This window comes from Agrobacterium sp. CCNWLW155, from assembly GCF_036888815.1.
In the GTDB taxonomy this organism is placed as follows: domain Bacteria; phylum Pseudomonadota; class Alphaproteobacteria; order Rhizobiales; family Rhizobiaceae; genus Agrobacterium; species Agrobacterium radiobacter.
Map to the genome: position 1 here is coordinate 1,638,662 of NZ_JBAKFW010000001.1, position 13,606 is coordinate 1,652,267.

14 protein-coding genes are annotated in these 13,606 nt (G+C 58.8%); 7 read left to right on the forward strand and 7 right to left on the reverse strand.

Going from position 1 to position 13,606, the window contains the following annotated elements; translation table 11 throughout:
- Window positions 1-95: 95 nt before the first annotated feature.
- Both V6S97_RS08260 and V6S97_RS08265 read left to right on the forward strand, forming a co-directional pair.
- The gene (locus V6S97_RS08260; protein WP_087744930.1) at window positions 96-1,667 is read left to right on the forward strand and encodes a Re/Si-specific NAD(P)(+) transhydrogenase subunit alpha; all 1,572 of its coding nucleotides are present in this window, start codon (window positions 96-98) and stop codon (window positions 1,665-1,667) included.
- 19 nt (window positions 1,668-1,686) lie between these two features.
- Window positions 1,687-3,120 (forward strand): NAD(P)(+) transhydrogenase (Re/Si-specific) subunit beta, encoded by a 1,434-nt coding sequence (locus tag V6S97_RS08265; RefSeq protein ID WP_112356149.1) that lies wholly within the window; start codon window positions 1,687-1,689, stop codon window positions 3,118-3,120.
- Window positions 3,121-3,299: 179 nt separating this feature from the next.
- Here V6S97_RS08265 and rutF read toward each other — a convergent pair whose 3' ends face one another.
- The 7 genes from rutF to V6S97_RS08300 form a co-directional block, all read right to left on the reverse strand.
- Window positions 3,300-3,824, reverse strand: coding sequence for an NADH-dependent FMN reductase RutF (gene rutF, locus V6S97_RS08270; RefSeq protein ID WP_087744934.1), 525 nt, complete (start codon window positions 3,822-3,824; stop codon window positions 3,300-3,302).
- A 26-nt stretch (window positions 3,825-3,850) separates the two neighbouring features.
- On the reverse strand, window positions 3,851-4,441 hold the full coding sequence (locus tag V6S97_RS08275) for a malonic semialdehyde reductase (protein ID WP_112295844.1): 591 nt from the start codon (window positions 4,439-4,441) through the stop codon (window positions 3,851-3,853).
- A gap of 4 nt (window positions 4,442-4,445) precedes the next feature.
- Complete coding sequence (rutD, locus tag V6S97_RS08280; RefSeq protein ID WP_334426514.1) at window positions 4,446-5,249, reverse strand: pyrimidine utilization protein D; 804 nt, start codon at window positions 5,247-5,249, stop codon at window positions 4,446-4,448.
- Window positions 5,250-5,264: 15 nt separating this feature from the next.
- Window positions 5,265-5,651, reverse strand: a complete 387-nt coding sequence (rutC, locus tag V6S97_RS08285; protein ID WP_020810423.1) for a pyrimidine utilization protein C — start codon at window positions 5,649-5,651, stop codon at window positions 5,265-5,267.
- A 26-nt stretch (window positions 5,652-5,677) separates the two neighbouring features.
- Window positions 5,678-6,418, reverse strand: a complete 741-nt coding sequence (rutB, locus tag V6S97_RS08290) for a pyrimidine utilization protein B (RefSeq protein WP_004443492.1) — start codon at window positions 6,416-6,418, stop codon at window positions 5,678-5,680.
- Entirely contained in the window at window positions 6,415-7,506 is a 1,092-nt protein-coding gene (rutA, locus tag V6S97_RS08295) for a pyrimidine utilization protein A (RefSeq protein WP_107675969.1), read from the reverse strand. The genes rutB and rutA overlap by 4 nt, the downstream gene beginning before the upstream one ends.
- 407 nt (window positions 7,507-7,913) lie before the next feature.
- Window positions 7,914-8,525: a biliverdin-producing heme oxygenase gene (locus tag V6S97_RS08300; protein WP_112954415.1), complete on the reverse strand. Its 612-nt coding sequence runs from the start codon at window positions 8,523-8,525 to the stop codon at window positions 7,914-7,916.
- A gap of 282 nt (window positions 8,526-8,807) precedes the next feature.
- On the opposite strand from V6S97_RS08300, the gene V6S97_RS08305 reads away from it, so the two are divergent.
- The 5 genes from V6S97_RS08305 (at window position 8,808) to V6S97_RS08325 (ending at window position 13,579) form a co-directional block, all read left to right on the forward strand.
- Entirely contained in the window at window positions 8,808-9,692 is an 885-nt protein-coding gene (locus V6S97_RS08305) for a dihydrodipicolinate synthase family protein (protein ID WP_334426516.1), read from the forward strand.
- 21 nt (window positions 9,693-9,713) lie between these two features.
- On the forward strand, window positions 9,714-10,370 hold the full coding sequence (locus V6S97_RS08310; RefSeq protein ID WP_020810419.1) for a GntR family transcriptional regulator: 657 nt from the start codon (window positions 9,714-9,716) through the stop codon (window positions 10,368-10,370).
- A gap of 103 nt (window positions 10,371-10,473) precedes the next feature.
- Window positions 10,474-11,805 carry an ABC transporter substrate-binding protein gene (locus V6S97_RS08315; protein WP_020810418.1) on the forward strand — a complete coding sequence of 444 codons (1,332 nt, stop codon included), beginning with the start codon at window positions 10,474-10,476 and terminating at the stop codon, window positions 11,803-11,805.
- Window positions 11,805-12,743, forward strand: coding sequence for a carbohydrate ABC transporter permease (locus V6S97_RS08320; protein ID WP_334426518.1), 939 nt, complete (start codon window positions 11,805-11,807; stop codon window positions 12,741-12,743). The genes V6S97_RS08315 and V6S97_RS08320 overlap by 1 nt, the downstream gene beginning before the upstream one ends.
- Window positions 12,743-13,579, forward strand: coding sequence for a carbohydrate ABC transporter permease (locus V6S97_RS08325; RefSeq protein ID WP_003504003.1), 837 nt, complete (start codon window positions 12,743-12,745; stop codon window positions 13,577-13,579). The genes V6S97_RS08320 and V6S97_RS08325 overlap by 1 nt, the downstream gene beginning before the upstream one ends.
- The last annotated feature ends 27 nt before the right edge of the window (window positions 13,580-13,606 follow it).

Sequence of the window (13,606 nt, forward strand, 5' to 3'; positions counted from 1 at the left end):
CATTCCGTCGCAGGCAAGACAAAATCAATATGGAGACAAAGCCCCCCTGAATGGGTTATGACCCCCCTGTATTTTCAGGCAGAGGGAGAGCCATTTTGAAGATCGGGACGCCTAAGGAATTATATGAGGGCGAAGCGCGCGTCGGCATGACGCCCGACAGCGCCCAGGCATTGCAGAAACTCGGATATGATTGCATCCTCGAAACCGGTGCAGGCAAGGCGGCGGGATTTTCCGACGACGCCTATCGCGCAGCCGGTGTGACAATCGTCGACAGCGCCGATGCGCTTTACGCCGGTTCCGACATCATCGCCAAGGTTCGTCCGCCGGAAACGTCGGAGATTGATCGCCTGTCTTCGGACAAGACGCTGATCTCGTTCTTCTATCCCGCCCAGAACAAGGACCTTCTGGAGCAGGCCAAGGAAAAGGGCGCAAATGTCATCGCCATGGACATGGTGCCGCGCATTTCCCGCGCCCAGAAGATGGACGCCCTGTCCTCCATGGCCAACATCGCCGGTTATCGCGCGGTCATCGAGGCCGGCAATAATTTCGGCCGCTTCTTCACCGGTCAGGTGACCGCCGCCGGCAAGGTGCCGCCCGCCAAGGTGCTGGTCATCGGCGCTGGCGTTGCCGGTCTTGCCGCCATCGGGACGGCCACCTCGCTCGGCGCCATCACCTATGCATTCGACGTTCGCCCTGAGGTGGCCGAACAGATCGAATCCATGGGCGCCGAATTCGTCTATCTCGATTTCGCCGAACAGCAGGATGGTGCCGCCACCGGCGGTTATGCCGCCCCCTCCTCGCCGGAATTCCGCGAGAAGCAGCTCGAAAAGTTCCGCGAACTCGCTCCGCAGATCGATATCGTCATCACCACCGCGCTCATTCCGGGCCGCGACGCCCCGAAACTGTGGCTCGCCGATATGGTAGCGATGATGAAGCCGGGTTCTGTTATCATCGACCTCGCGGCAGAACGAGGCGGCAATTGCGATCTCACGGTTCCCGATCAGCGCGTCGTCTCCGACAACGGCGTCATCGTCATCGGCTATACGGATTTCCCGAGCCGCATGGCGACACAGGCCTCGACGCTCTATTCCACCAACATCCGTCACATGATGACCGACCTGACGCCCGCAAAGGACGGCAAGCCGGTTCACAACATGGAAGACGACGTCATCCGCGGCGCGACCGTCACGTATCAGGGCGAGATCACTTTCCCGCCGCCGCCACCGAAGATCCAGGCCATTGCCGCGCAGAAACCCAAGGAAAGAGCAAAAGAGCTTACGCCTGAGGAAAAGCACGCCAAGGAACGGGCCGAGTTCAAGGCGCAGACGAAAAGTCAGGTCGGCCTGCTCGTCATCGGCACGGCGGTTCTGCTTCTCGTCGGCCTTTATGCGCCGGCAAGCTTCATGAGCCATTTCATCGTCTTCGTGCTCGCCTGCTTTATCGGCTTCTCTGTCATCTGGAATGTCAGCCATTCGCTGCACACGCCGCTGATGGCGGTGACGAACGCGATTTCCGGCATCGTCATTATCGGCGCGCTGCTGCAGATCGGTTCCGGCAACTGGCTGGTGGTGCTCCTTGCCTCGCTTTCCGTCCTGATCGCGACGATCAACATCGTCGGCGGTTTCCTCGTGACACGGCGCATGCTCGCCATGTTCCAGAAGTCCTGAGCCGTGTAGGGGACACTTTATGACCATTGGTATCGTTTCCGCGGCCTATGTTGCCGCAGCCGTTCTTTTCATCCTTTCCCTCGGCGGCCTTTCCGGACAGGAAAGCGCCAAACGCGCCGTCTGGTACGGCATAACAGGCATGGGTCTCGCCATTGTCGCCACGGTCTTCGGACCTGATGTCGGCAACTGGTTCATCGTGCTTCTGATGCTGGCGGGTGGCTCCGTTCTCGGCTACTTCGTCGCAAACCGCGTGCAGATGACCGAGATGCCGCAGCTTGTTGCAGCCCTTCACTCCTTCGTCGGTCTTGCCGCCGTCTTCATCGGCTTCAACGCCCATATCGAGGAAGCGCATGTCGCTTCGCTCGATGAGACGGCGCGTTCGTTGCTAACAGGCTTTTCCGCCCTCCTCGCCCACAAGACGCCGGTAGAACTGGCCATCATGAAGGTCGAGGTCTTCCTCGGCGTCTTCATCGGTGCCGTCACCTTCACCGGTTCGGTCGTTGCCTTCGGCAAGCTTGCCGGCAAGGTGGACGGCAAGGCGAAGAAGCTGCCGGGCGGACATGTCCTCAATGCAAGCGCTGCGATCCTGTCGCTCGTGCTGCTCCTCATGTATTGCAACGGTGCCGGCGCATGGACGCTGGTGCTGATGACGCTGGCCGCCTTCTTCATCGGCTACCACCTGATCATGGGCATCGGCGGCGCTGACATGCCTGTCGTCGTCTCGATGCTGAACAGCTATTCCGGCTGGGCAGCCGCCGCCATCGGCTTCACGCTCGGCAACGATCTCCTGATCGTGACAGGCGCGCTGGTCGGTTCCTCGGGTGCGATCCTGTCCTACATCATGTGCAAGGCCATGAACCGCTCCTTCATCTCGGTCATCCTCGGCGGCTTCGGCGGCACGACGGGTCCGGCGATGGAAATCGATGGCGAACAGGTAGCAATCGACGCCGAAGGCGTTGCTTCGGCGCTGAACGATGCCGACAGCGTTATCATCGTGCCCGGTTACGGCATGGCGGTGGCACAGGCACAAAGCGCGGTGTCCGAACTGACCCGCAAGCTGCGTGCTGACGGCAAGACCGTGCGTTTCGCCATCCACCCGGTGGCAGGCCGCCTTCCCGGCCACATGAACGTGCTGCTGGCCGAAGCCAAGGTGCCTTACGACATCGTGCTGGAAATGGACGAGATCAACGACGACTTCCCCAATACCGACGTCGTCATCGTCATCGGCTCCAACGACATCGTCAACCCGGCGGCACAGGACGATCCGAACTCACCCATCGCCGGCATGCCGGTTCTGGAAGTGTGGAAATCCAAGCTGGTCATCGTCTCCAAGCGCGGTCAGGGAACGGGTTATTCCGGCATCGAGAACCCGCTGTTCTACAAGGACAATACCCGCATGTTCTACGGCGACGCCAAGAAGTCGATCAACGATCTTCTGCCGCTGATCAAGTAACGGAAAGGGCGTTTCCGGGAGACCGGAAACGCCCTTTCGAATTCTGAGAACGCATTCCACCTTGACGTCATCCTCGGGCTTGACCCGAGGATCCATCGCGCGTCGGGTTGTGGATCCTCGGGTCAGGCCCGAGGATACGACGGTGGGGTTGGGGCTGGTGCTCAGCCAAAACGGTCGCCTCAAAGCACCCGGTAACGCCGGTTGAAATACAGCAGCGCTTCTTCGCCCTCATTAATCTTCATATCGACGACATCGCAGATCAGGATATCGTGCGTGCCGCCATCATGCGCCTCGCGGATGCGGCAATCGAAGGAAACGAGCGCGTCTTCCAGAACCGGAGCGCCGGTTTCGAGCACACCCCAGCGCCCGGCGGCGAAACGTTCGTCCGCCGGCGTCTTGCCGCCGAACAGGGTGCTCAGCGCCTCGTGCTTTGAGGCAAGCGTGTTGACGCAGATGACGCCGTTGCTCTTCACCACCTTGTAGGCGGAAGCATTGCGATTGAGGCAGACGAGCAAGGTAGGCGGATTGTCGGAAACGCTGCAAACGGCCGTCGCTGCAAAACCCGCACGTCCAGCCACACCGTCCGTGGTGACGATGTTGACCGCCGCACCGAGCCGCGCCATAGCGTTCCTGTATTCGAGGCTGCGCTGCTCAGCAGTCTTCGTCTCCATTTCCGCTTCCTTTTCAAGAGACATCATCCGCATCTAAACCATCCTTCCTTAACAGGCCCTCAAGCCAGGACACAGGCCTCTTCAAAGCCAAGGCGCGGCAGGCGACCGAACAGTTTCGACGGATCGCCGTAACCGAGATTGATCAGGAAATTGGATTTCCACGTCGTGCCCGCGAAAAACGCCGCGTCAACCTTGCCCTTGTCGAAACCGGACATCGCCCCGGTATCCAGTCCCAACGAGCGGGCCGCAATAATGAGATAACCCGCTTGCAAAGTGGCATTGCGGAAGGCCGTTTCCTCGGCGACAGCTGGGCTGGAGGTAAACCACGAACGCGCGTCGGCATGTGGAAACAGCACCGGCAGTTTCTCGTAAAATTCGCGGTCGATAGCAGCGATCACCGTCACCGGTGCAGCCATGGTCTTTTCGAGATTGCCCGAAGAAAGCGCGGGCCTCAGCCTTTCCTTGGCTTCCGGGCTGCGCACGAACACGAAACGCGCCGGCGAGCAATTGGCCGAGGTCGGCCCCATCTTCGTCAGATCGTAAAGCGCTCTCAGTGTCTCGTCGCCGACCGGCTTGTCAGCCCAGCCATTATGGGTGCGTGCCGCGGTGAAAAGTGCTGCAAGTGCCTTGTCGTCGAGTGCTGTCGTCATTGTCTTAAAAATCCTGTCCGAATGGCCGTGTTGCCGGCAGCAGAAACCGTAAAAGCCGTGCGTTGAAAAGGTCAGTCTCGGTGATATTGACCGCATGCGCCCCGAAATCGAGAAGGCAAAGCTCACTTTGCGGCAAACCCTCCGCAAGACGCAGCGAGCGGGTATAGGGCACCAGAAGATCATCCTTGGTCGCCACCACCAGCACCGGATTGTCGATCTCGCCAAGACGGGTATCGATATCGAAGGCCCTGAGCGCCGCGATGCGCCGAAGCACATTTGCCTTGCCCTGAAAATGCGCGACACCATGCGCGTCGTCCCGCGCCAGCCTCTCCTGATGGTCCGACATCCACGCCGCCGGATAAAGAAACAGCGGCTGGGCCTTCACGAAAGCCTCAACGCCGGATTTTTCCAGAAGCTCGATCCGCACATCGAAACAACGTCCGGAATGCGGATCGGCCTTGCTCCAGGCATTGATAAGAACAAGCCTGTCGATGAGGCCGGGCTGGCGCAGCGCGATATCGAGGCCAATCAGACCGCCGAGCGCATGACCCATGAAGTGAAATTTTTCGAGGTTCAGAGCCGAGACGATCTCCAGAACATCATCCGCCATCGCCGATATGCCGCCATCCGCCGGCACTTCGCCGCCCGTCCTGCCGGTTCCGCGATGGTCATAGGTGACGATCCGGAAATGATCGGAAAGAGCTTCGATCTGCGGCGCCCAATAGGCACCCGATCCGCCCAGTCCCGATGACAGCAGGATAGTGGGCGCCTCAGGCTCGGCGCGGCCATGAACCTCGAAATGCATCATCTTGCCGTGTCGCCCCTATTTGCCGATATGGGCGACGGTGGCGATTTCCACCAGCGCGTCAGGCTTTACGAGGCCGCACTGGATGCAATAACGCGCCGGCTTGTCGCCGGGGAAATATTCGGCGTAGACAATGTTGACCGCTTGGTAGTTCGCCCAGTCGGTGATGAAGATGTGGTTCATCGTCACGTCCTCCATCGTGCCGCCAGCGGTTTCGATGACTGACTTGATGGTTTCGAGAACATGACGGGTCTGCGCGCTGGCATCGCCCACATGCACGACATTATTGTCCTTGTCGAAGGGCAGCGTGCCGGAAACGTAAACCACGCCATCGGCAAGGGTTCCCGGCGAAAAGGGAGCGATAGGCTTGCTGGTACCAGCGGGCACGACGATCTTTTTCGGCATTTCGTTCTCCTCTTTGTGTTTCTCAATCAATCGGTGACAGGTGCGGCCTGCGAAATCACACCGCAGAAATCATTGACGGTCGCCACCCAGCCGAAAAATTTCTCGACATTGTAGACCGTCGCCTGCTGGATAAAATCTGGACCCAGATGATGCGTGGCATCCTCCAGCATCACCCCGAAATATTCGAGATGGAAAGCGTCGCGTAGTGAGCTTTCGACACAGACATTGGTGGCGATGCCGACGAAGACCAGATTGCGGATGCCGCGGGCGCGCAACACGCTGTCCATATTGGTGTTGAAGAAACCGCTGTAACGCGTCTTCGGCACCAAGATATCGCCGGGCTGCGGCTGCAACTCGTCGACAATGGCGTAATCCCACGTTCCCTTGGCCAGCAACTGGCCCTGCAGTTCCGGCCTTTTGCGCATCGTCTTCAGCGCGTTGGACTTGTGCCAGTTGGGCGAACCCGGCCCGCCCGCCTCGACATAGTCCTTGTCCCAGCCATTCTGGAAATAGATGACCTGAACGCCCGCCGCCCGCGCTGCATCCAGCGTCTTCTTGATGTTGGCGATAGTGCCCTTGGCTCCGGAAATATCGAACCCGGCAAGGTCGACATAACCGCCTTCGGTCGAATAGGCGTTCTGCATGTCGACCACGACAACGGCGGTCTCGCTGGGCTTCAGGGTAATTGGCTCGGGCCTTGCGGGAAGCGTCACGCTTTCCGAACGGCTCTCCGGCCCCTTGTAACCCGCCACGACGGCTTCACTCATTCCGCTGCCTCCAGTTCGGCCAGAACATGCTTGCGGCTCTTCATTAGCGGCTGCACATATTTGCCGAATTTTTCGACGCCTTCGAGGAAATCGTCGAAGGTCAGCATCACGCCGCCCGTTCCCGGCACTTCGCTCATTTCATCCAGCATGGCCGCCACTTCCTCATAGGAGCCTATCAGCGTTCCCATGTTGATGTTGACCGCCGAGACGGGATTGGACATGTGCCGAACATTCGTATCCGAGCCGGATTTGGTGTCGACAGAACTCTGCAGGCCGAGCCACTTGATCGCCTCCTCATCCGCGCCCGCCTTGTAGTGCTCCCACTTCGCCCAGGCATCCTCGGATTTTTCCTCGGCAAGGATCATGGTCAGCACGACGGATTTAACGTCGCGGCCGGTCTTTTCGGTTGCCGCCAGAAGTCGCTCATTGGTGGGCGCGAAGGCCTTCGGCGTATTGACGCCGACGCCAAAGCAGAAGCTGTAATCGGCGAATTTGGCCGAAAACGCCATGCCGGAATTGGACGAACCGGCGCAGATGAGCTTCACGTCACCCTGCGGCACCGGCTTCATCCGGCAATCCTCCATCTGGAAGAACTTGCCCTTGTGGTCCGATTGCCCGTCCGTCAACAGCTCTTTCAGGACGGTGGTGTATTCGCCGAGATATTCGTAGCGATCACCGAAATAATCATCGCCCGGCCAAAGTCCCATCTGGCTGTATTCAGGACGCTGCCAGCCGGTAATCAGGTTGATGCCGAAGCGGCCGCCGGAAATGGAGTCGATCGTTGTCGCCATGCGGGCAACGATGGCCGGCGGCATGACCAACGTGGCGGCCGTGCCGAACAGCTTGATCTTGGAGGTGACGGCAGCGAGGCCCGCCATCAGCGTGAAGGATTCCAGATTATAGTCCCAGAATTCGGTCTTGCCGCCGAAGCCGCGCAGCTTGATCATCGAAAGCGCAAAGTCGAAACCGTATTTCTCCGCCTTCAGCGTGATCGCCTTGTTCAAGTCGAAGCTCGGCTTGTATTGCGGCGCGTTTTCGGAGAGGAGCCACCCATTGTTTCCGATCGGTATAAAAACACCAACTTCCATTTTGCTGTTCCCTTTTTAGCGTCAGGTGTCTCCTGACTTGACAAAAGAGTAGCAGGTTCTGTGCCAGACCAAATAAAATAATTTTATCAAATGGATAAAATTTTGGGACACATTGAGCCTTGACCAAAAGATAAAAAATTTATCATTTGGTCAAAATATTTGCCTGTTTATTCGGCAGTTATAAATAGAAAAAGGACGGGCCTCGAGCCGTCCCCAATATACGCGACGAAAAAGCTCCAACCTCTCCGCCGTCATCCCCGGGCTTGACCCGAGGATCCATAACCCACTGAAATCAATGGATCCTCGGGTCAAGCCCGAGGATGACGTCGAATGCTGAGCGAGTTCTGTCGGCAAATTTTAGCTAACCTACCGGCCGCCATTTTCAATCACGGAGCTATGCCAAAACCTCAGACGAGACGCTGCTGCGCATAGGCATGCACGGCGCGGAAGGCAGCCTCGGCGCCTGCGACAACACGCTCTTCCTCTTCGACCGTCAGCGAAATTTCATCGAGCGCGGCGGTGAAGGTGCGCCAGTGCAGGCCACGCCCTTCCGGAGCGCCGGCCAGATGGCGCGCGCCGAATTCTTCGCTGAGGCCAAGCTTCGCCGCATCTTTCAGGAGGAAAGCCGCACCGAGATTGGAACCTTCGACCACGTAAAGCCAGCCCATGGCCTCCGGCAGATCGAACGGCGTTTCGTCAGTAAAGCGTGGGGCTTCCGTTTCGGGAATAGCGTGACCGAGATCGGCAAGGTCCTGCTCGATCATGGAGAGACGGCGGCGGCCTTTGAGATCGGGCAGCAAGCTATCGAGCGTTGCGTTGGAGAAGAAGGCATCGAGGTCGCGATGGAAAAGATATTGCGTTTCCACGAATTTGCCGAAGTTCTCCCGGCTCTCGAACGGCTTGGCTGCCATGATGAAGGTATCGAGACCGCCATGCGCGCCGCGCGTTGCAGCCCTCAGGCGCTTCACTCGGCTCTGCTCAATCTCTTCCACAGGCGCTGACGGCTCCACAACGGTCATGATACTTCCCTTTATCCCACGAACAGATTGCCTGATAAAAATCTTTACTGAAACAGTCAAATTTTATTTTAGCATTTTTGGGTGTTCCGCGGAAAAATGGCATCTGCGAAAACCGCCGCAAACATACCATGCCCCACCGGATGCAACATACCCCGTCAAGCAGCCTCCAGAACCAATCCGCCCACCATTCCAGCCTACCGAACAATCATCTTGTAATTACCGCTTTACAACTAACATGTCAGTATGCCATCAATCTGCAGCCATCTTGGAGGAGCATCTTAATTGACCCAGAAATTCGGCCTTTCGGCAGCCCTGACGACCCCTTTCAAAACTGACGGAACCGTCGATTTCGAAGCCATGATCGCGCATGCCCGCCGCTGCCTTGCAAATGGCTGCGACAGCGTGACGCTCTTCGGCACCACCGGCGAGGGATGCTCCGTCGGCAGCCGCGAACGGCAGGTCATTCTCTCCCGCTTCATTGAGGCAGGCATTGCGCCTTCCCGTCTGGTCACCGGCGTTCTCGTGGATTCCATCGAAGATGCGGCCGACCAATCCGCCGAGGCCCTGAACGCAGGTGCCCGCAATATTCTTCTCGCCCCGCCCTCCTATTTCAAGAATGTCAGCGATGACGGCTTGTTTGCCTGGTTCTCGGCGGTTTTCGAAAAGATCGGCAAGGGCGCGCGCGACATTCTCGTCTATAACATCCCTTCCGTGACCATGGTGACACTGTCGGTCGAGCTGGTGGGTCGTCTCAAGAAGGCCTTCCCGGGGATTGTCACCGGTGTGAAGGATTCCTCCGGCAATTGGGCACATACCGAGCGTCTGCTGAAGGAGCACGGTGATCTCGCCATCCTGATCGGCGATGAGCGCGATCTCGCCAAGGGCGTTCGCCTCGGCGGTCAGGGCGCGATATCAGGCGTCGCCAATTTCCTCACGCAGGAAGTGCGCGCCATGGCCGTTGACGGCAAGGACGACCCACGCATCGTCGATCTTGTTGTGGAACTTCTGAAGTTTCCGGTTACGCCCGCCGTCAAGGTGCTGGTATCACACACGACAGGGGAAAATATCTGGTCTGACGTGCGCGCGCCGCTCGTTGCCATTTCACCGGAGGACCGGCGGCAGATCGAAGGCGCTTTCGACGCGCTGTTTCGCAAACAGGCCGCCTGAACAGACCTTGAAAGGTTGAGCATGGACGATACCGGCGAACAGACATTGCGGGAACGGGCGTATGAAAGCTTTACGCATCACCTTCTCTCGCGCGACGTTCGCCCTGGGCAATTCATCTCGCAACGCCGCCTCGTGGAATTGACCGGTCTGCCGCTGGGCGCGATCCGGGAAGCAATTCCGAGGCTGGAGGCGGAAGGTCTGATCAAGACCGTGCCGCAGCGGGGATTGCAGGTCGCCCATATCGACATCAACCTCATCCGCGAGGCATTCCAGTTCCGTATCTTTCTCGAAAAGGAGGCCGTGGCGCTCTTTACCCGTTCGGCCTCCGACGAGACCATCGCCAAGCTGTTGAAACAGCACCGCGATATTGCCGAAGCGGCTGAAAAAGGCGGTGAATCGCCGGAACTGGATCAGCACGCGCAGCAGGTGGACTGGGGCATGCACGACGCCTTTATTGATGCGCTCGGCAATTCGATCATCTCGAATGCGTACCGCGTCAATTCGATCAAGATGCGCCTCATCAATCAGGAGCGCTTTCGCATCGCCGGTCACGTCAAATCAGTGATGAAGGAACATCTCGCCATTCTCGAAGCCATCGAGAAGCGATCCGTCGAAGACGCCGTGGAGCGGCTCACCGCCCATATCCGCAACGCAAGGGACAGGGCGCTGGCGGTGTAGGGCAATTTCGGCAGGGACACAGAGGATCCTGCGCCGGAATTGCAAGAAAATAAGCAACAAGCCGGGGTGAGGAGAATTTCCGGCTAACTGGAGGAGAACTGACATGAAGCATTCATTGCTCAACCCCACGCGTCGCGCCTTTCTGGCAGGCACGGCGGCGCTTGGCGGCAGCGCGGCGCTCGGCATTCGCCCGGCATCGGCGGCGGTGAACTGGAAAAAACACGCCGGCACCACCCTTGAAGTCAACCTCGTCAAAAGCCCGCGCAGCGAAACGCTGATCAAATATCTCGGCGAATTCGAAGCGCTGACCGGCATCAAGGTCAATGCCGAAGCAACGCCGGAACAGCAGCAGCGCCAGAAGGTCGTGATCGAGCTTTCCTCCGGCAAGCCGAGCTTCGACGTTGTGCATCTGAGCTACCACGTTCAGAAGCGTCAGTTTGAAAAGGGCAAGTGGCTGGCCGATATCAGCGGCTTCCTGAAGGACCCATCGCTGACCGATCCTTCGCTCGTCGAAAAGGACTTTGCCGAAGCCGGCATGCTGTTTGCCAAGGATAGCGACGGCGTGCTGCGCTCGCTGCCCTTCTCGGTGGATTACTGGATCGTCTACTGGAACAAGGAACTCTTCGAAGCCAAGGGCCTGAAATACCCCGAGACCTTCGAAGAACTGGTGACGGCGGCGGAAAAGATCACCGATCCCGCAACCAACACCTACGGTTTCGTCGCCCGTGGCCTGAAGAACGCCAATACCCCGGTCTGGACCTCGCTGATGCTGGGTTACGGCGCAAAGCCGATCAGCGCTGACGGAAAGATCGATACCGAATCGAAGGAAGCGGTCGAGGCAGCAAAACTCTATCAGCGCCTGATGACCAAAGCCGCCCCTCCCGGTGTCTCCGGCTTCAACTGGGCGGAAGCACAATCGGCCTTCCTGCAGGGCAAGATCGGCATGTGGTTCGATGGCGTCGGTTTTGCACCGCCGATCGAGAACCCGGAAAAGTCCCGCGTGGTCGGCAAGGTCGGTTACGGCGTCATGCCGAAGGGTCCGGCAGCACAGGCCGCCGGTACTTTCGGCGATGGTCTGGGTGTTGTCGAAGCCAGCAGCAAGAAGGAAGCCGCCTATCTCTTCTGCCAATGGGCGATCTCGCACGAAATGGGTGCGCGTCTCTTGCAGGCGGGTGCCGGCGTTCCGTTCCGCCAGTCCATCCTTGAAGACCAGAAGGTGCGCGAAGGCGTGAAGATGCCGGCCGCCTGGCTGGATGCGGTCGTCGGTTCCGGCAAGGTCTCACAGCTTGCCCTGCCCGTCATCATTCCGGTGACGGAATTCCGCGACATCTACGGCGTCGGCCTCACCAACATGATCGGCGGCGCAGACCCGGCAGCCGAATTGAAGAAGGCGACGGAACAGTTCGCACCCGTTCTGGCGCGTAGCGAGGGATAATGGCCTCCGTGAGCATCGAAAACACCAAAACAGGCGTCAGTCGCAAGGAAGGGAGCAGGCCGGCAAGGCTTGCCCCCAACTACTGGCCCTTCGTCATACCGGCACTTGTCGTCATCTCGGCGGTGATCGTTTTTCCATGGGTCTTTACGCTATGGATGAGCGCGCATCGCTGGACGCTCGGACAGGAGCAGAGCTTTATCGGTTTCGAGAACTACATCCGGCTCGCAAGTGACGGACGCTTCTGGGAATCGCTTTGGCACACGCTCATCTATACCGTGCTGTCGGTCGTCGCCCCGCTGTTCCTTGGAACCTTGGCGGCGCTGGTTTTCGATGCGCAGTTTCCGTTGCGCGGTTTTCTGCGCGGCGTCTTCGTGATGCCGATGATGGCAACCCCGGTCGCCATCGCGCTCGTCTGGACCATGATGTTCCACCCGCAGCTCGGCGTTCTGAATTATCTCCTGTCTTTCATCGGCATCGGCCCGCTGGAATGGATCTACAACCAGTCCACCGTCATTCCCTCGCTGGTGCTGGTGGAAACCTGGCAATGGACGCCGCTGGTCATGCTGATCGTGCTCGGCGGTCTCGCCGCAGTGCCGCGCGAACCCTATGAGAGCGCCGAAATCGACGGTGCCAACGCCTGGCAGAAGTTCCGTTACCTGACCATGCCGATGATCGCGCCGTTCTTGATGATCGCCGTCATCATCCGCTCCATCGATGCCGTCAAAAGCTTCGACATCATCTACGCGATGACGCAGGGCGGCCCTGGAACGGCCTCGGAAACGATCAACATCTACCTCTACAACACGGCGTTTTCCTACTACGACATCGGTTACGGCTCGGCCATGGCCGTCGTCTTCTTCATCATCATCGTGGCCCTGTCCTTTGTGCTTTTGATGGTGCGCCAGCGCGCGCAATGGAACGAGATGGAGGATCGCTGATGGCTCGCCAATTGCTCAAACGTAAAAACCTCGACCGCATCGGCCTGTTCTTCGTGGCGTTGGTGATGATTTCGCCTGTTATCCTGTTCTTCATCTGGATGATCTCGCTGTCGCTGAAATATGAAATCGACAACGGTGCCTATCCGCCGATCCTCATCCCCGAACGTTTCGCGTGGTCGAACTATGTGAAGGTGTTCGAGGAGAATAATTTCTTCCTCTATTTCTGGAATTCGGTGCTCGTCACCGGTGCGGCCACCATTCTGGCGCTGGTGATCGGCGTGCCTGCCGGTTACGGCATCGCCCGGCTGAAGGCGGAAAAGTCGGCTGTCGTCATCATGATCGCCCGCATGACGCCCGGCCTCTCCTTCCTCATTCCGCTGTTCCTGCTGTTCCAATGGCTGAACCTGCTCGGCACACTCTGGCCGCAGATCATCATCCATCTCGTGGTGACGGTTCCGATCGTGGTCTGGATCATGATCGGTTATTTCGAAACCACGCCGAAGGAACTGGAAGAAGCGGCAAGCATCGATGGCGCATCCTCCTGGCAGGTGTTCCGGCTGGTGGCGCTGCCGATCGCCAAGCCCGGCATCGTCGTCTCCTTCATTCTGGCGGTCATCTTCTCGTGGAATAACTTCGTCTTCGGCATCGTGCTGGCCAGCCGTGAAACGCGCACCCTGCCGGTGGCGGTCTACAACATGCTGTCCTTCGAACAGGTGAGCTGGGGACCGCTTGCCGCAGCCGCGCTGATCGTGACGCTGCCGGTGCTGCTGCTCACCATGTTCGCGCAGAAACAGATCGTGGCGGGCCTGACCGCCGGCGCCGTCAAGGGCGGCTGAATCAACCAATTAAAAATACGGGAACCA